This window comes from Polaromonas sp. P4_H1, from assembly GCF_056400945.1.
This window is the reverse complement of record NZ_JBFUKG010000002.1, coordinates 195,689-216,881: the sequence shown is the minus strand read 5'-3', so window position 1 is coordinate 216,881 and position 21,193 is coordinate 195,689. Positions and strand designations below refer to the sequence as shown.

Here is a 21,193-nt window from a genome sequence, read left to right as displayed (position 1 = left end):
CGTCAGCGCGTGATTCAAGCCTAATAGGACTATCAGTCGAGCCTGTCGGCAAGCTCGCAAACCGGCGTAGGACTGGCGCTAAGAAGGCAAGGGGCCTGTCTTTAGGCGAGGAGCCTGAGGGTTCCAATGCGGCATCGCGGCATCGTGTTGTACGACGGGAACTGGCGTTCCGGGGAATTCAGGATTAACCGGGGTCGTATTTTCAGGACTGAATTTCGGGCGTAAAAAAGGCCAGGTCATGCAACCTGGCCTTTTTACTTTTTACTTTTTACTTTTTACTTTTTACGTTTCCCGATTCGCTGTCGCGTTGCTCCGGCGGCTACAGCACCTCACTGGCAAAGTCGGCCAGCCGTGAGCGTTCCCCCCGCGCCAGCGTGATGTGCCCGCCATGCGGCCAGCCCTTGAAGCGATCGACCGCGAAGGTCATTCCCGAGGAGCCTTCGGTGAGGTAGGGGGTGTCGATCTGCGCCAGGTTGCCCATGCAGATGATCTTGGTACCGGGGCCGGCTCGGGTGATGAGGGTCTTCATCTGCTTGGGCGTCAGGTTTTGCGCCTCGTCGATGATGACGTACTTGTTGAGGAAGGTGCGGCCGCGCATGAAGTTCATGCTCTTGACCTTGATGCGCGAACGGATCAGCTCATTGGTGGCTGCGCGTCCCCACTCGCCGGAACCACTGTCGGTTTTGCCCAGTACTTCCAGGTTGTCGTCAAGCGCGCCCATCCATGGACCCATTTTTTCCTCTTCGGTGCCCGGCAAAAAGCCAATGTCTTCACCGACCGAAACGGTCGCTCGCGTCATGATGATCTCGGTGTAGCGGCGGTCGTCAAGCACCTGCGTGAGACCGCTGGCCAGAGCCATCAGTGTTTTTCCGGTACCCGCCGTACCCGCCAGCGTCACGAAATCCACTTCCGGGTCCATCAGCAGGTTCATCGCAAAATTTTGCTCGCGGTTACGCGTGGTCACACCCCATACCGCATTTTTCAGGTGGTTGTAATCCTTCAGGGTCTTCAGCACGGCGGTTTTGGCCCGGATTTCCGTGACACGGGCATACAGCGGAGGTTCGCCCGGGGCTTCGAAAAACACAAACTGGTTGATCAGCAGGCTGGCCACGATAGGGCCGGTGATGCGGTAAAAGGTGTGACTGCCTTGTTGCCAGCTTTCAACGGTTTTGCTCTGCCGCGTCCAGAAGTCAGGGGGCAGGGCCAGCGAGCCGGCATACAGCAGATCCCCGTCTTCCAGGGTTTTGTCGTTCTGGTAGTCATCAGTGGCCAGACCCAGCGCGCGCGCCTTGACCCGCATGTTGATGTCCTTGGACACCAGCACCACTTCGCGCGGCGCATATTCCTTGCGCAGGGCCTCGACCACGCCCAGGATCTGGTTGTCGGCCTTGCCCTGCGGCAGGCTCATCGGCAACGTGTAGTCCATCGGTTTGGTCTGGAAAAACAGGCTGCCGCCTGCCTCCGGGTGGCCGGTGGTGTCCAGTTTGAGGCCCTTGCCAATGTCGGCGCCCTGGGCGCCGGCCAGCGCATCCAGCGTGCGGCTGGTCTGGCGCGCATTGCGGGCCACCTCGGTCATGCCTTTTTTATGCCCGTCGAGCTCCTCGAGCACGATCATCGGCAGAAAGATGTCATGTTCTTCGAAGCGGAACAGGCACATCGGGTCGTGCATCAGCACGTTGGTGTCGAGGACAAACAGCTTGGCGGGCCCGGGGTGCCTGCTTTTTTTCGGCTTCAGGGCTGGCTGGGGCAGCGAAATGCTCTCTTTTTCATAGCTGTCTTCGCCGGCTTTTCCTGGGCGGGGAGGCTCTTTTCCCTTGTAAGCAACGGGATGATCACCACCGCCGGCCGTCACCGTACGGTTGTCAAACAGGTCCAGTACAGGGGGCTTGCGGCCTGATTCGGCGTTGTCCGTCTTTCGTGCGGCTTTGGAGGGCGAACGGGCTGGGGCATCCAGGACGTCGGTGGAGAGCAGGGCGGCACGCTTGGTCGGGGCGGGGGGCAGAGGCATAGTGCTTAAAACTCTCTTGAAGGGTGGTTCCAGAAGCAAAAAAGCCGCCTCAAGGCCGGGGCGGCTTTTTGTTTTGACGCAGTTGCGAAGGTCAACAGCATGAGTTCATTATGCACAACTGAGGTGACAGGGCAATCCAGTGTTGCCGGGCTCTGTTGCGCACTGGCGTCAACAGGCTTTCAGGCAGCCTTTTTGAGGGCCTTGACGGCCTTGAGGACATCCTCGACATGGCCGGGCACCTTCAGGCCGCGCCATTCTTCTTTCAGCTGTCCGTCGGCGCCGATCAGGAAGGTGCTGCGCTCAATGCCCTTGACCTTTTTGCCGTACATGATCTTGTTCTTGACCACGCCGAACATGTGGCACATTTTTTCTTCGGTATCTGCAATCAGCTCGAAGGGGAGCTCGAGCTTGGACTTGAATTCGTCATGCGACTTCATGTTGTCGCGCGAGACGCCAAATACGGTCGCACCGGCCTTGACGAAGTCCTTGTAGTGGTCGCGGAACTGCATGGCCTCGGTGGTGCAACCGGGCGTGTTGTCCTTGGGGTAGAAGTACAGCACGACGACTTTTCCCAGATGGGACTGGTTGGACACCTTGATGCCACCCGTGGCGTTCGCTTCAAATTCGGGGAGTGGTTTATTGACGACGACTGCCATACTGAGTAGACCCTGACGAAAGTAGTTGTAATTAGCCGGCTATTGGCAATGCTTTTTGATACGCAACCCCTGGTGCTAGTCCTGAAGGTGTGAGACCAAACGCAACCCTACATTTTACCCTGAAAGAGCCGGTCTTTCAGTTCGCCTGGCCTTCTTCTCTTTCAATCAGCAGGGCCGCAATAACCTGCCGGCCTTCACCCGCCAGGATGTTGTAGGTACGGCAGGCGGCCAGCGTGTCCATGGTTTCAATGCCGATGCGCTGGTCCATCAAGGCCCGCAAAAATGCCGGAGGCGGGAAGCGCAAGCGCGTGCCGCTGCCGAAAATCACCAGTTCGGGCCGGGTTGCGGCAAGCAGCGCGAAATGCTCCGCAGTGAGATCGTCAAAGCGTGCGCAATTCCAGTCGAATTTTTCGCCACGTGAGCCGATCACGATGCTGTGTTCGATTTTTTCAGCCACGCCGTTGTGCCCCAGGCCGACCCATCCGGGACCGTAGCCGAGGATGGATTGCACGTCGAGGCGGTCTGGTTGAAGTTTCATGCGGGGATTGGAGGACTCAGGGGTTTGGGGTTCAGGGGCTCAGGAAGACCTGTCATGCGGGAAAGCGGGCAATGGGCAAGGGCTATTTGCCTGTGAAACGCGGGCGAAATACGCGTTTTATGTGGTCAAATTATAGATTCCGCCCGAATTTCCCGTTGGCATGCTGGCGTTCTCCCACCTACGAGTGGGTTTGTCAGCGCGTTTGACGGTGTGGTCCTGGCTCCCTATTCGACAATGCATATGAAACCGATCACCAAATCCGCCAAGCTGGCCAATGTGCTCTACGACATTCGCGGCCCGATCATGGACGCCGCCAAGCAGATGGAGGAAGAAGGGCACCATCTCATCAAGCTCAACCTGGGCAATCTGGCGGTGTTCGGTTTCGATGCGCCCGAAGAAATCCAGCAGGACATGATTCGCAACCTGCCTTCGTCGGCCGGCTATTCGGACAGCAAGGGCATTTTTGCGGCACGCAAGGCGGTGATGCACGAGACCCAGAAACAGGGCATCAAGGGCGTGACGCTCGATGACGTTTACCTGGGCAACGGCGCCAGCGAATTGATCGCCATGGCCACCAACGCGCTGCTCGACGACGGCGACGAACTGCTGCTGCCAGCACCTGACTATCCGCTGTGGACCGCCTCCACCAGCCTGTCGGGCGGCAAACCGGTGCACTACCTCTGTGATGAAAACAACGGCTGGATGCCCAACCTTGACGATATTCGCGCCAAGATCACGCCCAAGACCAAGGGCATTGTGGTCATCAACCCCAACAACCCGACCGGCGCGCTGTATTCCGACGAACTTCTCAAGCAGATCGTGGAGATCGCGCGCGAGCACGGGTTGGTTATCCTGGCCGACGAGGTTTACGACAAGGTGCTGTATGACGGCGCCCACCATACCGCCATCGCCAGCCTGTCGACGGACGTGCTCACGCTGACTTTCAATTCGCTGTCCAAGAGTTACCGCTCGTGCGGCTACCGCGCCGGCTGGCTGGTGGTGTCCGGCCCCAAGAAGCGGGCGGAGGACTACATCGAGGGCCTCAACATGCTGGCCAACATGAAGCTGTGCTCCAACGTGCCGGGTCAGTGGGCCATCCAGACGGCCCTGGGCGGCTACCAGAGCATCAACGACCTGACAGGCGAGGGCGGGCGCTTGCGCCGCCAGCGCGATCTGGCGTACGAGCTGATCACGGCCATCCCGGGTGTGAGTTGCGTCAAGCCCAGCGCGGCGCTCTACATGTTCCCCAAACTCGATCCCAAGGTCTATCCGATCAAGGACGACCGGCAGTTCTTCCTCGAGCTGCTCAAGGAAACCAAGGTGATGCTGGTGCAGGGCACCGGCTTCAACTGGGCCGCGCCGGACCACTTCCGCATCGTCTTCCTGCCGCACGAGGAAGACCTGCGCGAGGCCGTGGGCCGGATTGCAAAATTCCTCGAGAATTATCGAAACAACAACATCTGAGCCGGTACTGGCAAGTACGGAAAGTACGGAAAGTACCGCAGGCATTTTTGACTATTGAGCAACATGAAACCGAAATCGACAAATCTCAAATCCATCCAGGTCGGCTTGCTGGGCATAGGCACCGTAGGCGGCGGTGTGTTCAACGTATTGCGGCGCAATCAGGAAGAGATCCTGCGCCGTGCCGGTCGGGGCATTGAAATTACCATGGTGGCGGACCTCGACACCGCCCGCGCGCAGGCTGTGGTGGGTGACAGCGTGCAGGTCGTCGCCGATGCCCGCGCGGTGATCGCGAATCCCGAAATCGACATCGTGATTGAGCTGATCGGCGGCTACGGCATCGCCCGTCAGCTGGTGATGGAAGCCATTGAAGCGGGCAAGCATGTGGTGACCGCCAACAAGGCCTTGCTGGCGGTGCACGGCACCGAAATTTTTGCCGCTGCGCACCGCAAGGGCGTGATGGTGGCCTTTGAAGCTGCGGTGGCGGGTGGCATTCCCATCATCAAGTCGCTGCGTGAAGGACTGACGGCCAACCGCATCGAATGGATCGCCGGCATCATCAACGGTACGACCAATTTCATCTTGAGCGAAATGCGCGACAAGGGCCTGGACTTCGACGTGGTGCTCAAGGAGGCGCAGCGCCTGGGTTACGCCGAGGCTGACCCCACCTTTGACATCGAGGGCGTGGACGCGGCGCACAAGGTCACGCTGATGTCGGCGATTGCCTTCGGCATTCCGGTGCAGTTTGACAAAGCCTATGTCGAAGGCATTACCCGGCTGGATGCGCAGGACATCAAGTACGCCGAGCAGCTCGGCTACCGCATCAAGCTGCTGGGCATCACCAAAAATACCGCCAAGGGCATCGAGCTGCGTGTGCATCCCAGCCTGGTGCCGATGAAGCGCCTGATTGCCAATGTGGAAGGCGCCATGAACGCCGTGATGGTGCATGGCGATGCCGTCGGCACCACGCTGTACTACGGCAAGGGCGCCGGCAGCGAACCCACCGCCAGTGCCGTGATTGCCGACCTGGTCGACATTGCCCGCCTGCACACGGCTGACGCCGCGCATCGCGTGCCGCATCTGGCGTTCCAGCCCGACTGGATGAGTGATACGCCGGTGCTGGCCATGGGTGATGTGGTCACGAGTTATTACCTGCGCCTGAAGGTGGCCGATGAAGCCGGCGTGCTGGCCAGGGTCACCGGTATTCTCGCCTCGCTGGGCATCAGCATAGACGCCGTGCTGCAGCGCGAGGCCGATGAAGTGGGCGGCGAAGGCTCCACGCAGACCGACCTCATCATCCTCACACACGACTGTGTGGAAGCGAAGATGAACGACGCGTTGGCACAGATGCAGGGCTTGCCCACGGTGCTGGCGCCTATCACGCGCATCCGCAAGGAGGAATTGGCCTGATGCGCTACATCTCCACCCGTGGTCATGTTGACCGCAAGCGCTTTTGTGAAATCCTGCTTGAAGGCCTGGCACCGGATGGCGGCTTGTACCTGCCGGAGCGCTATCCGCAGGTTGACAATGCGACGCTGACGAAATGGCGCAGCCTGCCTTATGCGGATCTCGCGTTCGAAGTCCTGTCACTGTATATAGATGACATTCCGCCAGCGGACCTGAAGGCGATCTGCGAGAAGACCTATACCGAAGATGTTTTTGGAACGAAAGAGATTGTTCCGCTGAAAAAACTGCAGGAGGGCCTGTACCTCGAGGCTCTGTCGAACGGGCCCACGCTCGCCTTCAAGGACATGGCCATGCAATTGCTGGGCAACCTGTTCGAATACGAACTGGCGCGCCGCGGTGAAGAGCTGAACATCCTGGGCGCCACCAGCGGAGATACCGGCAGTGCGGCCGAATACGCCATGCGCGGCAAAAAGGGCGTGCGGGTTTTCATGACATCGCCGAATGGCCGCATGAGCCCGTTCCAGCAGGCGCAGATGTTCAGCCTGCAGGACGAAAACATCCACAACCTCGCGCTGGACGGCGTGTTTGACGACTGCCAGGACATCGTCAAGGCGGTGTCCAATGACCTGGATTTCAAGCGCCAGTACAAAATCGGCACGGTCAATTCCATCAACTGGGCGCGCCTGATGGCGCAGGTGGTTTATTACTTCGCCGGCTACTTCCAGGCCACCAAATCAAACGCCGACAAGGTCAGCTTTACCGTGCCGTCGGGCAACTTCGGCAATGTCTGCGCCGGCCATGTTGCCCGCATGATGGGCCTGCCCATCGACAAGCTGGTGGTGGCGACCAATGAGAACGACGTGCTCGACGAATTCTTTCGCACCGGCGTCTACCGTGTGCGGGCTGGCGCCGACACGCATGAGACCTCCAGCCCGTCAATGGACATTTCCAAGGCCTCGAACTTCGAGCGTTTTGTGTTCGACCTGCTGGGCCGGGACGCGATGCGCATCGCCGAGCTATTCGGAAACCGGTTGTCGGCACAGGGCAGTTTTGACCTGAGCCGCGATGCCGCCTTCCAGGCAGCCGCGCAGCGCTACGGGTTTGCCAGCGGCACGAGCACCCACGCCGACCGGCTGCAGACGATTCGCGACACCTTCCAGCGCCTGGGCACCATGATCGATACGCACACCGCTGACGGCCTGAAGGTGGCGCGTGCGCACCTGCAGGTGGGTGTGCCCATGATCGTGCTCGAGACGGCCCTGCCGATCAAGTTCGCCGAAACCATCGAAGAGGCGCTGGGCCGCTTGCCGACCCGGCCCGCAAAGTTCGAAGGCATAGAGGACTTGCCCAAGCGTGTGCAGGTCATGCCCGCCGACGTTGACCTTGTCAAGGCCTATATTGCCAACAACGTGCATTGAGTGGCTCTCCAGTCCCTTTCGGATGGCCATGGCCAGCCAGTGAATCAGTAGCAAACCAGGATCGGTGAAAAACTGTTTATGAACGTGGTTGCATTTGCCGGCTATTCCGGCTCGGGGAAGACGACGCTGGTGGAAAGGCTGATTCCCGCGCTTAAGCTGCGTGGCCTGCGTGTCTCGGTCGTCAAACATGCACACCACAAATTCGACATTGACCACCCGGGGAAGGACACCTACCGTCACCGGGAGGCCGGGGCCTTCGAGGTGGTTGTCGCGTCGGAAAACAGGCTGGCACTGATCCGTGAGTTCGAACGGCCGACGACGCTGTCGGTGCACCACCTGATTGCCGAGCTGTACGAGGGTGTGGACTGGGTGCTGGTGGAGGGCTTCAAGAGCAGCGACCTGCTGAAGGTGGAAGTCTGGCGCGCCGCGTCCGGCAAGCCGGCACGTTATCCGGACGACGATTTTGTGGTGGCAATTGCCACCGACTCGCCGGAGCAGCTGCCGCAAACTACCCTCAGGCCGGTGCTGGATTTGAATGACGCCGATGCCCTCGCGCTGTGGTTGATCGACAATCAGGAACGCTTTGCCTACCGCCCCGAGTCGTATGCATGAACACTTCCCAAATCACCCCTGCATCCACCTCCACCGCACCAGCTGCCCGTCCCGCGCTTAAGCCACTGGACGATGCGCTGGCCGAGTTGCAGGCCCAAGCCACCCCGTTGGCAGGCCTGGAAACGGTCTCCACATTTGAGGCCGACGGCCGCGTGCTGGCGCAAGACGTGGTCTCCGCGCTGCAGGTGCCACCCGAAGACAACAGCTCGATGGACGGGTATGCGGTGCGTACTGCCGATGTACAGCAGGCCGGTACCGCTTTGCGTGTGTCGCAGCGCATCCCCGCCGGCAGCGCAGGCCCTGCGCTGGAGCCGGGCACGGCCGCGCGCATCTTCACGGGCGCGCCCATTCCGGCCGGGGCCGACGCGGTGATGATGCAGGAAGACTGCGAAGTGCTGGCGGAGCCGCAAGGTTTTATCAAGATCACGCAGCCGCCCAGACCCGCGCAGTGGATTCGCCGCGCCGGCGAGGATGTCACGCGTGGCGCCATCGTGCTCTCAAAAGGTGAGCGGCTCACGCCAGCCGCACTTGGGCTGGCGGCCAGTGTTGGCATGAATGTTTTGCAGGTGGCGCGCCGGCCGCGGGTGGCGCTGTTTTCCACCGGCGATGAGCTGGTCATGCCCGGCGAGGTTGCCCCGGAGCAGATGCGGCCGGGCGCCATCTACAACTCCAACCGCTTCTTCCTGCGTGCCTTGCTGTCGCGCCTGGGGTGCGAGGTGACGGACATGGGCATCGTGCCGGACCGGCGCGACGCCACGCTGGACGCGCTGCGCAGCGCCAGCCAGGCGCACGATTTGATCCTGACCAGCGGCGGCGTATCTGTCGGTGAAGAAGATCACATCAAGCCCGCGGTGCAGCAGCTCGGTTCACTCGATCTCTGGCAGATCGCGATCAAGCCCGGCAAACCGTTTGCCTATGGCAAGGTCGGGCCGGCGCACTTCATCGGCCTGCCGGGCAACCCAGTCTCCAGCTTTGTGACCTTCCTGCTGCTGGTGCGGCCCTTTCTGCTCACGCTGCAGGGTGCGCGCCAGGTGGCCCTGAAATCAGTCCCTGTTCCCGCCCATTTCAATTGGCCCCGCGCCGATAAGCGCCGCGAGTTCCTGCGGGTGCAACGCAATGCGGCTGGCGGGCTGGACCTGTTTGCCAATCAGAGTTCCGGGGTGCTGACCTCGGCGGTCTGGGGCGACGGTCTGGTGGACAACCCGGCGGGGCAGACCATCACGCACGGCGACAGCGTGCAGTTCATCCCGTTTTCAGCGCTCCTGTCGTGAAAGCCTCCGCATGAAAGTCACGGTCAAGTATTTCGCGTCCATCCGTGAAGCCATCGGGCAGGGCAGCGAGTTGCGCGAAACCTCCGCCGGTACGCTGGCGGCCCTGCGCGACGAACTGCTGGCCGCCAGCCCCGCGCATGCCGGCAGCCTGGCGCGCGGCAAGTCTGTGCGCATGGCGCTGAATCAGGTCATGAGTGACGAGTCGGCTGTTTTAAGCGAAGGCTGCGAAGTCGCCTTCTTCCCGCCCGTCACCGGCGGCTGATTTACCCGATCAATTCATCCAGCCGCTGCAGGCGCTCAACCCGCGCGCCGGAAGCCCGGGTCATGGGGCTGCGAAGTTCTTCGCGAACCAGTCCCCGGCGCGCGAGTAGCGCTTTCAGCGGGCCGGGGCTGGGTTCGGCAAACAGGCCTTCAATCAGCGGCGGCAGGGGTTCCCACAGCGTGCGGGCTTGCGCCTCATCGCCGGTCTTGATGAGATCCATCACCTGGACGAAACGCCGCGTGTGCACATGGGCTGCCGCCGCAATCGCACCATGCCCGCCTTGCGCCAGGGTGGAGAAAATATTGACATCCTCGCCGCACAAGACCTGCAGGCGGCCGTCGCTGATCAGCGCTCGCGTTTTGTCCGCGTCGCCGCCGCAGTCCTTGATGGCGCAGATGCGTGGATGGCTGGCCAGCGCCCTCAGGGTCTGCAGTTCGATCTTCACGCCGGTGCGGTAGGGTATGTCATACAGGATGACCGGCACGGCACTGGCGTCGGCCAGCTGGGTAAACCACTCGATCAGGCCGGCCTGGGCAGGCCGGATGTAGTGGGGCGCAGGCAGCAGGATGCCGGCAATGCCCAGCTCGCCCACCATCCTGATGCGCGCCGCGGTTTTTCCCAGGTGGTAGCCCGACAGGCCCATGACCACCGGCAGTTCAGGCGCTTCCCGCATGATGGCCTGCAGCACGGCCAGCTGCTCTTCGTCGCTCAAGGCGGCTGCTTCGCCAGTGGAGCCGCAGGCCACCAGGCCGGCAATGCCGCTGCCGCGGTAGTGCGCCACCAGGCGCTTCAAGGACGCATGGTCGACCTCGCCGTGGTCAAAGGGGGTGACAAGCGGGAGCCAGAGCCCCGAAAAATCTGGAGTTACCGGGGTTACCTGGTTTGCATTGCGCGCTGTTTGCATGAAGACACATCCTTAAAAACTGACCGGCTTGGAAGGCCATCGTCAGAACAAGAGGTGGTGCACGCGGGAAAGACCTGAAAGTAGCTGGCGGCTCCATCGCTCATTCGACGACGGAACCGCAGCCCCGGTCAAATGAGCAACGGTTTTTTTGACTTGCTGGCGCACGCCTCATGGCCACGGCTGCCGTTGGGCATCCAGGCGGTGAGGAGGTTTGTGCAGCCAGTCATGCGACAAATCTTACGGCATGCATGCGGCTTTTGGGGTGGTGGTGGCAAAATTGCAACTATGGCTTTATCCCGCGTCCTGATCACGACCGAAGACTTCAATCTGGCCGATGAGGTGGCCGCTCTGCGCGCGAATGACACCCGGGTCGGCGCCGTATGCACTTTCACGGGCACGGTGAGGGACCGCAATGACGGCCAGAGCGTCAGCAGCATGGAACTGGAACACTACCCCGGCATGACCGAAAAAGCCATTGAGGCCATGATCGACGAGGCGATGGTGCGCTTCGATATTTTTGGCGTCCGGGTGATCCACCGTGTCGGACTTTTGCAGCCGCTGGATCAGGTGGTCATGGTGGCGGTGACTTCCGCTCACCGCGGTGAAAGCTTCAAGGCCTGCGAATTTTTGATGGACTACCTGAAGACCCAGGCGCCGTTCTGGAAAAAAGAGCAGACGCCGGAGGGCGCGCGTTGGGTCGATGCGCGCGTTAGCGACGATGCAGCGCTGGCCAAATGGGGCATACAAGCCACCAATGGCTAGAAATTACTTGGCTCCCGGCATGCCCCTGGGCTCATCCGTATCCTGCGCTGGCGGCACAAAAGGGGCCCGCGCCTCGTCTTCCAGCCCGGCTGTCAGCAACTGCAGCAGGTGGACCAGCTGGTTTTGCTGCGTATTGTCCAGCGGCGCCATCAGGCGGCTGTAGGCGCGCTCGGCCGGTTCCTGCGCCTGTTTCAGCAGGGCGAGCCCCTCGGTTGACAGCGAGATCGACAAGTTGCGCCGGCTCGAAGGTGCGGGCACGCGCTCTATCAGTCCCCGTGTTTCCAGGCCGCGCAACACGCGCAGCACCGTCACCTTGTCAAAACCCAGCGCGCGTGCCAACGTGGACTGGTCCAGGCCGGGGCTGGCACGCAGCACACTGAGCACGCCGAACTGCGCGGGTGTCAGCCCGACACTGCGGCATTCATCTTCGAAAACGGCGGCCGAGATCTGGTGCGCGCGACGCAGCAAAAAACCGGGGCGCGCGTACAGTTTGGAAAGATTATGGAAGGCAGGCACAGTATCTGGTCAGGGCCGGTCAACTCAGGGGCTAGGGAAAGACTACGGTATTCAAGTATTCGGAGGCTCAGGGAATTCATGGATTGTGCCCTGTTGATTTTGTCAAATGCTGGTTGGCATGCAAGCCAAATAAGGTTGTTTGCGGCCCGCGTGATACCCATCCGGGACTGAGGTGCCACCCCCTGCAGTCATTCAGTTCAGTTCAGGTATCTGGGCTTGGCGGGGTCCATGGCCAGTTCGGGCACGTCGGCGTTGGCGGCGGCTGGTTGGAGGGCAGGGGATGTCAGCGGCTCCAGCCACTGCGACGCATTCAGGCTCTGGTGCAGCAGGTGCAGCAAGCCGTTGGTCAGTTGCGCATCCATCATGAGCTGAAAATTTCGCACCGCGTCACCGCCTGGCAGTTTTTCAAGCATTTGCAGGCGCAGCTGCCCAGTGCCCATCAGCGTGACCTTGACTTCAGTCAGCAGCAGCGGCTCGGGGCCCAGTACTGCATCGGCGGGCTGGCCCCGCCGATCTTCGTAAGGCGTCTCGAAGTCGCCGGTGCGTAGTGACGCCTCTTTCTGGAAGGCATCGAGCAATTGGCCTCGCTGCTCGTCCAGGCTGGCTGCCGGCGCCGCAGGGCCCGCAAGTTTTGTCATTTGGGCGACGGCCGTCTGGCTGAGTACCGGCCACAGGGCCAGGGCCAGGCGCCGGGTCAGCCAGGCGCGCAACTCACCGCCTTCCCTGCCATTGATCCGTATCAATAAACGGTCCTGTTCCGGCGCGTAGTTGACCGAAACCTGATGTATGTTCATGCCAATGATTCTAGACCGCATGCCCGCGTGTGGGGGCTCGGTGTAGCCGCAGGCCAGACCGGCCGGTTGTCGGCGCTATTGAAAAAGCTTTGTTCCAGCCCCAGATCAACAGCAATCAAATTCGAAGGGACGCCTCATGCGCCAGGACAAACTCACCACCAAATTTCAGGAAGCGCTCAGCGATGCACAGTCGCTGGCACTTGGCAACGACAACGCCTACATCGAGCCGGCTCATTTGCTGGCGGCCATGCTGCGCCAGGATGACGGCCCCCGCGCCTTGCTGGAGCGGGCCGGGGTCAACGTCAACGGCCTGACGCAGGCGGCCGACAGCGCCGTCAAAAAGCTGCCCCAGGTGCAGGGCCAGGACCAGATCCAGGTCGGCCCCGAGCTGGCCAGGCTGCTGCAGGCCACGGAAAAAGAAGCCATCAAGCGCAATGATCAATTTATTGCCGGTGAACTCTTTTTGCTGGCCGTGGCCGACAGCAAGGCCGACGTGGGCAGGATCGCCCGCGAAAACGGCCTGAGCCGCAAGTCGCTGGAAGCCGCGATTGACGCGGTACGCGGCGGGCAGGGCGTGAACAGCGCCGATGCGGAGGGCCAACGCGAAGCCCTGAAGAAATACTGCATGGACCTGACAGAGCGCGCGCGTCTGGGCAAGCTCGATCCGGTGATTGGCCGCGACGATGAAATTCGGCGTGCCATCCAGGTACTGCAGCGCCGCACCAAAAACAACCCGGTATTGATAGGGGAACCCGGTGTCGGCAAGACGGCCATCGTCGAGGGCCTGGCCCAGCGTATCGTGGCGGGCGAGGTGCCTGAGTCGCTGAAAGGCAAGCGCGTGCTGTCACTCGACATGGCTGCCTTGCTGGCCGGGGCCAAGTTCCGCGGCGAGTTTGAGGAGCGCCTGAAAACCGTGCTCAATGAATTGGCCAAGGATGAAGGCCAGACCATCGTCTTTATCGACGAGCTGCACACCATGGTCGGCGCCGGCAAGGCAGAAGGCGCCATGGACGCCGGCAACATGCTCAAGCCCGCGCTGGCGCGTGGCGAGCTGCACTGCGTGGGTGCCACCACACTGGATGAATACCGCAAGTACATCGAAAAGGACGCCGCCCTGGAGCGCCGCTTCCAGAAGATCCTGGTGGACGAGCCCACGGTGGAAGCCACCATCGCCATCCTGCGCGGGCTGCAGGAAAAATACGAAGTCCACCATGGTGTGCAGATCACCGACCCGGCCATCGTCGCTGCGGCCGAACTCAGCCATCGCTACATCACCGACCGCTTTTTGCCCGACAAGGCCATCGACCTGATTGACGAGGCGGCGGCCAAGATCAAGATCGAGATGGACTCCAAGCCCGAGGTGATGGATCGCCTTGACCGGCGCCTGATCCAGTTGCAGATCGAGCGTGAAGCCGTGCGCCGCGAAAAAGACGAAGCTTCGCAAAAGCGCTTTGGATTGATCGAAGTAGAGATTGCCAAGCTGCAGAAGGAAATCTCTGACTTCGATGAAATCTGGCAGGCCGAAAAAGCCCAGGCGCTCGGTTCCAAGGACGTCATGGAAGAGATCGACCGCATCCGCTTCCAGATTGAAGAGTTCACCCGCAAGGGCGACTTCAACAAGGTTGCCGAGCTGCAATACGGCAAGCTGCCTGAACTTGAAAAGCGCCTGAAGGCGGCGCAGGACAGCGAGGCGCAGAAGGAGACCAGCGATGTGCCCAAGCTGCTGCGCACCCAGGTCGGCGCCGAAGAGATCGCCGAGGTCGTTGCGCGCTCCACCGGCATTCCGGTCAGCAAACTGATGCAGGGCGAGCGCGACAAGCTGCTGCTGATGGAGGGCAAGCTGCATGTGCGCGTGGTCGGCCAGGACGAGGCCATAGCTGCGGTCGCCAATGCGATCCGCCGCTCGCGTTCGGGCCTCAGCGATCCGAACCGCCCAACAGGCTCCTTCCTGTTCCTCGGCCCGACGGGTGTGGGCAAAACCGAGCTGTGCAAGGCACTGGCTGGTTTCCTGTTTGACAGCGAAGACCACCTGATTCGCGTCGACATGAGCGAGTTCATGGAGAAGCACTCGGTCGCCCGACTGATAGGCGCGCCTCCGGGCTATGTGGGCTACGAGGAAGGCGGTCACCTCACCGAGGCCGTGCGCCGAAAGCCCTACAGCGTGCTGTTGCTCGACGAGGTCGAAAAAGCCCATCCCGATGTGTTCAATGTGCTGCTGCAGGTGCTGGACGATGGTCGCCTGACCGACGGCCAGGGGCGTACTGTCGACTTCAAGAACACGGTGATTGTGATGACCAGCAACATCGGTTCACCCATCATCCAGTCCATGGTTGGCCGTGACTCGGAAGACATCAAGGACGCGGTGATCGACGAGCTGAAGAACTACTTCCGTCCCGAGTTCCTGAACCGTATCGACGAGACCGTGGTCTTCCATGCGCTCGACGCGAAGAACATCGAGTCGATCGCGCGTATCCAGCTCAAGGTGCTGATGGAGCGCCTGCAGAAAATGGACCTGACGATGGACGTCTCGGAAGCGGCGATTGCCGAGCTGGCCAAGGTCGGCTTCGACCCGGTGTTTGGCGCACGACCCCTGAAGCGCGCCATCCAGCAGCGCATCGAGAATCCGCTGTCCAAGCTGCTGCTCGAAGGGCGCTTCCCGCCCAAGAGCGTGATCCCGGTCGAGGTGGATCCCGTGCGCGAGCCGGGCGTTTTCAAGTTCGAGCGAACAGCCCACTAAGCGCTGGCGCCGCAGGGCGCTATTGAGTTTGTAGTCTCCAGCGACCGCCATTCAGTGGCTGGTTGTGGAGGTTTTTCGCTGAAGATAAAACCCGCTCTTGTGCAGGCAGGACGCGGGTGTGGTGAGCCGGCATCGATGAAAGGCGCAGGGTGTTTGTGTAACCAAGTACTGGCTTGTGTAAGAGCCTTCAGCTCGCATCGAGCACTGCTTCAGGACTGCCAGCGTTCAAACTCCGATGCGGGCAAACCAGCCGCGAGTCCCTGAGCACGAATACCGCCGTCTGTGGAGAAGGGGCTTTTAGGCGACGAGATCCTTTACCCGGGCGTGAGGCCTGCGGGGCCGGTTGCCCAAAGCAGGGTCCTTCCGTATCGTACGGAGTCCTGCGCCACAGTCTGTGCAGAGGCTAAGCAGCTGTGGCAGTACCGACCCAGGCCGCACAAACTTAAGCGAGCACCTCATTACAGAGGGTTACCACCGCTCACCTCATGAGCGATAGAGTGGCTGCGTGCGCAACCGGGTTTTGTCAGGCTCCTGACCATTTCTTCACGCGGTCGCACAATGGCTGGCAAGTGCGCTTGCCTTGCTTTTCCGATGCGCGTTGAATGTGCGACTGCACCCGTGACCTTCGTCCGGCGTGCCCCTCGGCGTTCACCGTATTCCTTTTTACACACGGAACGTCAATGCCTTATCGCCCTGTCATGAAATCCCGAAACCATTGTCCCGGCTGCCTGTCGGATTCGCTGTCTGTCGTTTACGAAGAGTCATATGGGGGTCCGGGCATCAGGAACTACATGGCGAGGCACTACGAAGGCAATGCCGGCGACGCTGCGGATGCCTGTTCCTACGAACTGGTACGCTGCAACAGCTGTACCCTGGCTTTTCAAAAACAGGTGCCTGATGACCGGTTGCTGGACGAAATCTACAACGGCTGGGTTCCCGGAACCGAACTGGACAGGACCCACCGAAACTACAGTCTTGACGACTACCGCTACCTGGCCGAGCAGGTTCAGTATGTCATTCAATACTTCGGCGTTCCACCGGGTGAATTGAGTGTTCTTGACTTTGGGTTCGGATGGGCACACTGGTCCCGCATGGCCATGGCGTATGGCTGTGATGTGTATGGTGTTGAGCTGTCTGAGGAACGCCTTCGGCATGGCCAATCGGTGGGGATCAAGGTTGTAGAACTCGCCGATCTACCCGCTAAAAAATTCCGATTCATCCATACAGAACAGGTCTTCGAGCACCTCACTGAGCCCCGGGCGGTTCTTGAGCGCCTGGCGCAGGCTCTGGCTGTGGATGGACTCATCAAAATCAGCGTGCCCAACGCAGGGCCTTCGCTGAAAAAGCTGGCCCGGCATGGTGATTTCAATGCCCTGTCGCCAGCGCATCAAATGCCCATCGCGCCGCTTGAGCACGTCAACGCCTTCAATCACGATTCACTGGTTGCGTTCGGTAAAACGCTGGGCCTGAAGCCCGTACGGCCAAATTTCTTCAAGCTGTACAACAGCGCATCCGGCCTGCTTGCAGCCAAAAACCTCGCGCGTGTTCTTGCGCGTCCTTTCTATCGGCACATCTTTCCCCGCAGCACGTTCGTCTACTTTGAGCATGCCTAGTACTCCGACCCAGAAATATCGAAACATGAAAGCGCGCCTTCGAGCCCATGCCGTCGTTGCAAATCCTCGCCATAGCTACGGCTATGTCTGCGGTTTGCGCCTAGGCCTGGGCCCGAATCCATCGCTTTCATTGTGTTCCGATACCTCTGTGTCGAAGTACTAGACCTTGCTGCAACTAGGCAGGGTGCTTTGTGCTATAAAAATAATAGCGAATATGGCCATGTGCATGGCCGTTTGATTGGAGCATGGAGGCGGATTCAGCGCCTGAAGCCGGGCGGATTATTGCCCGGCGACCTGGTTCATCAGGGCCGCAACATCTGCGCGTACGGGAATGCCGTCAATGGCACCGCGTCGGGTCACCGATAGCGCCGCCGCGGCATTGGCCCATTGCATGGCGCTCCCGAGCGGCTCACCGCGTGCCAGGGCCGCTGCCAGCGCACCGGTGAAGGTGTCGCCGGCGCCTATGGTGTCAAGCACGGCCATGCTGCGGCCGGCGAGGCCCGTCGGGGCATGCCCGCTTTGATACAGGCGACAGCCGGCGGCGCCCAGCGTCACCAGCACGGCGCGGGTACCGCCTGCCAGCAGGTGATTCGCAGCGGCGTCCACCGACCCTGAATGCGCCGCACCGGCGAGCTGATAGAGCTCGCTTTCGTTCGGGGTGAGAACGTCGACCAATGCCAGCAACTCTTCTGGCAGCGGACGTGCCGGCGCAGGGTTCAGCAGGGTGATGGCCCCGGCTTCACGGGCCAGCCGGAAAGCTTGCAGCGTGGCTTCTACAGGCACTTCACAGGATGCCATGACGACGCGGCAGCCGCGCAGCAAGCGCTGGGCCGCCTGCACTTGCGGTGCTCCGAGTCCAGAACCCGCACCGGGGCACACCGCAATGCTGTTGTCGCCATCGTCATAGACCAGGATCTGGGCCACGCCGCTGCGCTCGCCGGCGGCGCGCTCCACATGGTCGGTGGCAATGCCTTCGGCCAGCCACAGCGCCATGCCCATGCGCCCGAAGTCGTCATCGCCAATGCGGGCGATGAGCGCCACGCGTGCACCCTGGCGGGCGGCCGCGACGGCCGCATTGCTGCCTTTGCCGCCCGGGCTGATGTTGAACGCACTGGCCATCAGCGTCTCACCGCGGGCAATAGGCCGAGCCACGTGCGAAATCAGGTCGGCATTCCAGCTGGCCACGCAGACCACCTCGGCATTCACGTCGTCATTCATATCGCGGCATCCTTGGTGAAGCGCCAGATGTGAGGCGTGCCCGATGCCGCCAAGCGGACGCCGCGGAACCGGCTTTGCCGGGCCGCTGGAGTCGCCCCTTGAGGGGAGGTGCCGCAGGCGCTTCGGGGAGAGTCATTTCGCTCCGTAGCCCATGGTTTGCGGCAGCCACAGCACAATTTGCGGAAAGCATGTCATGGCCAGCAGCAAGAGCAGCAGCATGACCAGGAAAGGCCAGCCTTCCTTCATCATCTCGCCAATCGGGATGCCGGTCAGCGCCTTGGTCACAAACAGCAGCATGCCAAAGGGCGGGTGAATCAGGCCGATCATCATGTTGAGCACCACCAGCACGCCAAAGTGCACCAGGTCCACGCCCAGCAGCTTGGCGGCGGGCAGCAGCATGGGCACAAACACCAGCAGCAGCACAGACACGTCGAGAAAGCAGCCCAGCACCAGGAACATCACGTTGACCAGCAGCAAAAACTTGATCTGCGAGAGGTGCATGCTGTCGACCCACATGGCCATGGCCTGCGGCACGCCTTCGGCCGTGAACGCATAGTTGAGCATGAAGGAGCCCGCCAGGATCATGGTGATCACGGCGCTGCCGCGGGTGGACTCCATCACCACGCCCCAGAAGGCACGCCACGTCAGGGCGCGGTAGACCACGCCGGCCAGAATCAGCGCATGAAAAGCAGCCACGGCGGCGGCTTCCGTGGGGGTGAAAATTCCGGAGTAAATGCCGCCCAGCAGCACGATGGGCATGGACAGCGGCAGGGCGCCGCGAAACACGATGGCCGGCCATTCGCTCAGCGGGATTTTGTCCTCTCGCGGCATGTTGCGTTTGACGGCAATGAAATGCACTACCACCATCATCAGTATCGCCATCAAAAAGCCCGGCACCACGCCACCGAGAAACAGCGCGCCGACCGAGGCGCCCGACACCAGTGCGTAAATCACCATGGGAATGGAAGGCGGGATGATGGGGCCCAGCGTGGCGCTGGCCACGACCACGGCACCCGCAAAGCCGCGTGTGTATTCCGGCTTTTTAAGCATCTGGCGAATGGTGACCAGGCCGGGCCCGGCCGCGTCGGCAATGGCGCTGCCGCTCATGCCCGAGAACACCACGCTGACCAGAATATCCACTTGGGCCAGGCCACCGCGCACACGCCCGACCAGAATGCGGCAGAAGTCAAAAATACGTTCACTCACGGTGCCGGCGTTCATGATGTTGGCCGCAAACACGAAGAGCGGAACGGCCAGCAGCACGTAGCTGTTGTAAAGGCCATTACCCACCTGCTCGGCCACCAGGCCGATGTCCTGCCCCTTGACCATCAGGTAGGCAATGCCGGAGGCCAGCATGGAAAAGCCGATGGGCATGCGCAGCAGCATGCCGCCCGCCAGCACGAGAACTAGAACGAGGATTCCGGATGTCATATGCGCAGCTCCGCTTCAAGACCAATACCCCGAATCGCGTTCCAGATGGCCCACGCAGAGCGAACAACCAGTGCCGCCAGCAGCAGCACAAAAGGCAAAAAGACCCACATGAAGGAAAGGCCCAGCACGGGCGTTCCTTCGCGGGCCATGAAATGGACATAGTCCCAGCTGGCCGGAATGCCGCAAAGCGCCAGGCCGCCAATCGTGAGGTTGCCGACGATCTGCATCACCTGCCGTGCACGCTGGCTGACGCTGTTCCAGAGCAGATCGAACACCACATGCTCACGCTCGGGAACGACGAACGCCGCCGCCCAGAGAATGACCCAGACATACAGGATCACGGCGGCTTCGTCGGTCCATGCCATCGGCTTGTTGAACCCGAACCGTGCCGTGACCTGGATCACAAACACGATAAACAGGGTCAGGAATAACCCGCCGCCGATCAGGTCGGCGGCTTTTTTTGGCCAGGTTTTCATGCTTTGACGGGGTGCTTACTTGGTGGCGTTGATGCGTTCAAGCAGGCCTTTGGGCCAGCTCTTGCCGTACTCGGAGTTCAGGTAAGTGGCCTGCACCGACTTGCGGAAGGCGTCCACATCGGGCGTGGTGACCTGCAGACCCTGCTGCTTGAAGAAGTCAACCAGTTGCGCTTCTTCCTTGATGCGGTTCTCGTTGTTGTAGCTGGAGGCGGCCTGCGCAGCCGCCTTGACCTTCTGCTTTTGCGTTGCGTTCATGGCGTTGTACGCCTTGTTGGAGATCGCAATGAAGATGCCGTCCACCAGATGGCTGGTCAGCACGATCTGCTTGGTCACTTCATAGAACTTGGCGGCACGCACGGAAGGCAGGGGATTGTCCTGACCATCGATGGTGCCGGTTTTCAGGCCCAGATAGACCTCGCCAAAAGCCAGGGGCGTGGCGGTGGCACCCAGTGCTTCACCGAGGAACAGCCATTCCTTGGAGCCGGGCATGCGCAGCTTCACACCCTTGAGGTCGGCAGGGGTCTTGACATTACGCGCCTCACGCAGGTTGACCTGCCGGGTGCCGAGGTACACGGTGGACAGCGGCGTCACATCCATTTTTTCAGACACCGTCTTGAACATCTCGGTGCCAATGGGGCCGTTGAACACTTTTTGCTGGTGGTCCGGGTCGCGCACGATGTAGCCGGCGGTAAAGACCGAGAACTCGGGAATCAGCTTGGCAATGTCAAAGGCGGAGATCGAGGAGAGCTCCAGATTTCCGCGGGCCATGGCCGCCGGCTCGGTTCCCTGCTTGAACAGCGACGCGTTCAGATTGATCTGCACGTCGAATTCGCCGGGCGCGCTTTTCTCCAGGTTGTCCTTGAAAACGGTCCACATCTTGGCATGCCAGTCGTCGGGAACGGCCGGCGTGGAGACGCGCAGCACCATCTTGTTTTGCGCCTGCGCGGCGGGCAGCAGGGCGCCCATCAGCATGACGGCAGAAGCGGTGGCCAGCAGGGTGCGGCGAAGCAGGGAAGTTTTCATGGTGTCTCCTTTGTCGTTAATCGTTAAGTTGCTTGCAAACTCGTTGAATACGGGCTGAATGCGGATCAGGCAGTGTTTGATGCGGG

At 61.1% G+C, this 21,193-nt stretch carries 19 protein-coding genes; 9 read left to right on the top strand and 10 right to left on the bottom strand.

Going from position 1 to position 21,193, the window contains the following annotated elements; genetic code table 11:
- Window positions 1-319 precede the first annotated feature (319 nt).
- From AC1DS5_RS03895 to AC1DS5_RS03885, 3 genes are all read right to left on the bottom strand, one after another.
- Window positions 320-2,008 (bottom strand): PhoH family protein, encoded by a 1,689-nt coding sequence (locus AC1DS5_RS03895; RefSeq protein WP_477716941.1) that lies wholly within the window; start codon window positions 2,006-2,008, stop codon window positions 320-322.
- 179 nt (window positions 2,009-2,187) lie between these two features.
- The gene (locus AC1DS5_RS03890; RefSeq protein WP_477716940.1) at window positions 2,188-2,664 is read right to left on the bottom strand and encodes a peroxiredoxin; all 477 of its coding nucleotides are present in this window, start codon (window positions 2,662-2,664) and stop codon (window positions 2,188-2,190) included.
- Between the two features lie 136 nt (window positions 2,665-2,800).
- The gene (locus tag AC1DS5_RS03885; RefSeq protein WP_477716939.1) at window positions 2,801-3,202 is read right to left on the bottom strand and encodes an Mth938-like domain-containing protein; all 402 of its coding nucleotides are present in this window, start codon (window positions 3,200-3,202) and stop codon (window positions 2,801-2,803) included.
- A gap of 240 nt (window positions 3,203-3,442) precedes the next feature.
- Here AC1DS5_RS03885 and AC1DS5_RS03880 point away from each other — a divergent pair, with 240 nt between their 5' ends.
- The 6 genes from AC1DS5_RS03880 to AC1DS5_RS03855 all read left to right on the top strand — a co-directional run bounded on the left by AC1DS5_RS03880 (window position 3,443) and on the right by AC1DS5_RS03855 (window position 9,633).
- Window positions 3,443-4,666, top strand: coding sequence for a pyridoxal phosphate-dependent aminotransferase (locus AC1DS5_RS03880; RefSeq protein WP_477716938.1), 1,224 nt, complete (start codon window positions 3,443-3,445; stop codon window positions 4,664-4,666).
- A 63-nt stretch (window positions 4,667-4,729) separates the two neighbouring features.
- The gene (locus AC1DS5_RS03875; protein WP_477716937.1) at window positions 4,730-6,073 is read left to right on the top strand and encodes a homoserine dehydrogenase; all 1,344 of its coding nucleotides are present in this window, start codon (window positions 4,730-4,732) and stop codon (window positions 6,071-6,073) included.
- Entirely contained in the window at window positions 6,073-7,488 is a 1,416-nt protein-coding gene (gene thrC / locus AC1DS5_RS03870; RefSeq protein ID WP_477716936.1) for a threonine synthase, read from the top strand. Before AC1DS5_RS03875 ends, thrC begins: the two co-directional genes overlap by 1 nt.
- A gap of 78 nt (window positions 7,489-7,566) precedes the next feature.
- Window positions 7,567-8,100, top strand: coding sequence for a molybdopterin-guanine dinucleotide biosynthesis protein B (mobB, locus tag AC1DS5_RS03865; RefSeq protein ID WP_477716935.1), 534 nt, complete (start codon window positions 7,567-7,569; stop codon window positions 8,098-8,100).
- A complete protein-coding gene (locus tag AC1DS5_RS03860; protein ID WP_477716934.1) occupies window positions 8,097-9,371 on the top strand; it encodes a molybdopterin molybdotransferase MoeA in 1,275 nt (424 codons plus the stop codon). The genes mobB and AC1DS5_RS03860 overlap by 4 nt, the downstream gene beginning before the upstream one ends.
- A gap of 10 nt (window positions 9,372-9,381) precedes the next feature.
- Window positions 9,382-9,633, top strand: coding sequence for a MoaD/ThiS family protein (locus tag AC1DS5_RS03855; RefSeq protein WP_477716933.1), 252 nt, complete (start codon window positions 9,382-9,384; stop codon window positions 9,631-9,633).
- Between the two features lies 1 nt (window position 9,634).
- Here the strand turns inward: AC1DS5_RS03855 and dapA are convergent, their stop codons facing one another.
- Window positions 9,635-10,537, bottom strand: coding sequence for a 4-hydroxy-tetrahydrodipicolinate synthase (dapA, locus tag AC1DS5_RS03850; protein ID WP_477716932.1), 903 nt, complete (start codon window positions 10,535-10,537; stop codon window positions 9,635-9,637).
- 285 nt (window positions 10,538-10,822) lie between these two features.
- Here dapA and moaE point away from each other — a divergent pair, with 285 nt between their 5' ends.
- The gene (gene moaE, locus AC1DS5_RS03845; RefSeq protein ID WP_477716931.1) at window positions 10,823-11,299 is read left to right on the top strand and encodes a molybdopterin synthase catalytic subunit MoaE; all 477 of its coding nucleotides are present in this window, start codon (window positions 10,823-10,825) and stop codon (window positions 11,297-11,299) included.
- A gap of 3 nt (window positions 11,300-11,302) precedes the next feature.
- Here the strand turns inward: moaE and AC1DS5_RS03840 are convergent, their stop codons facing one another.
- Window positions 11,303-11,815 carry a MarR family winged helix-turn-helix transcriptional regulator gene (locus AC1DS5_RS03840; protein WP_477716930.1) on the bottom strand — a complete coding sequence of 171 codons (513 nt, stop codon included), beginning with the start codon at window positions 11,813-11,815 and terminating at the stop codon, window positions 11,303-11,305.
- 197 nt (window positions 11,816-12,012) lie between these two features.
- Window positions 12,013-12,609: a hypothetical protein gene (locus AC1DS5_RS03835; protein ID WP_477716929.1), complete on the bottom strand. Its 597-nt coding sequence runs from the start codon at window positions 12,607-12,609 to the stop codon at window positions 12,013-12,015.
- Between the two features lie 136 nt (window positions 12,610-12,745).
- Here AC1DS5_RS03835 and clpB point away from each other — a divergent pair, with 136 nt between their 5' ends.
- Complete coding sequence (gene clpB / locus AC1DS5_RS03830; RefSeq protein ID WP_477716928.1) at window positions 12,746-15,346, top strand: ATP-dependent chaperone ClpB; 2,601 nt, start codon at window positions 12,746-12,748, stop codon at window positions 15,344-15,346.
- 602 nt (window positions 15,347-15,948) lie between these two features.
- A complete protein-coding gene (locus AC1DS5_RS03825) occupies window positions 15,949-16,959 on the top strand; it encodes a class I SAM-dependent methyltransferase (protein WP_477716927.1) in 1,011 nt (336 codons plus the stop codon).
- Window positions 16,960-17,238: 279 nt separating this feature from the next.
- On the opposite strand, the gene AC1DS5_RS03820 is transcribed toward AC1DS5_RS03825, so the two are convergent.
- From AC1DS5_RS03820 to AC1DS5_RS03805, 4 genes are all read right to left on the bottom strand, one after another.
- Window positions 17,239-18,177, bottom strand: coding sequence for a ribokinase (locus AC1DS5_RS03820; RefSeq protein ID WP_477716926.1), 939 nt, complete (start codon window positions 18,175-18,177; stop codon window positions 17,239-17,241).
- Window positions 18,178-18,309: 132 nt separating this feature from the next.
- Window positions 18,310-19,608: a TRAP transporter large permease gene (locus AC1DS5_RS03815; RefSeq protein ID WP_477716925.1), complete on the bottom strand. Its 1,299-nt coding sequence runs from the start codon at window positions 19,606-19,608 to the stop codon at window positions 18,310-18,312.
- A complete protein-coding gene (locus AC1DS5_RS03810; protein ID WP_477716924.1) occupies window positions 19,605-20,084 on the bottom strand; it encodes a TRAP transporter small permease in 480 nt (159 codons plus the stop codon). Before AC1DS5_RS03810 ends, AC1DS5_RS03815 begins: the two co-directional genes overlap by 4 nt.
- A gap of 15 nt (window positions 20,085-20,099) precedes the next feature.
- Entirely contained in the window at window positions 20,100-21,107 is a 1,008-nt protein-coding gene (locus tag AC1DS5_RS03805; RefSeq protein ID WP_477716923.1) for a sialic acid TRAP transporter substrate-binding protein SiaP, read from the bottom strand.
- Window positions 21,108-21,193 lie beyond the last annotated feature (86 nt).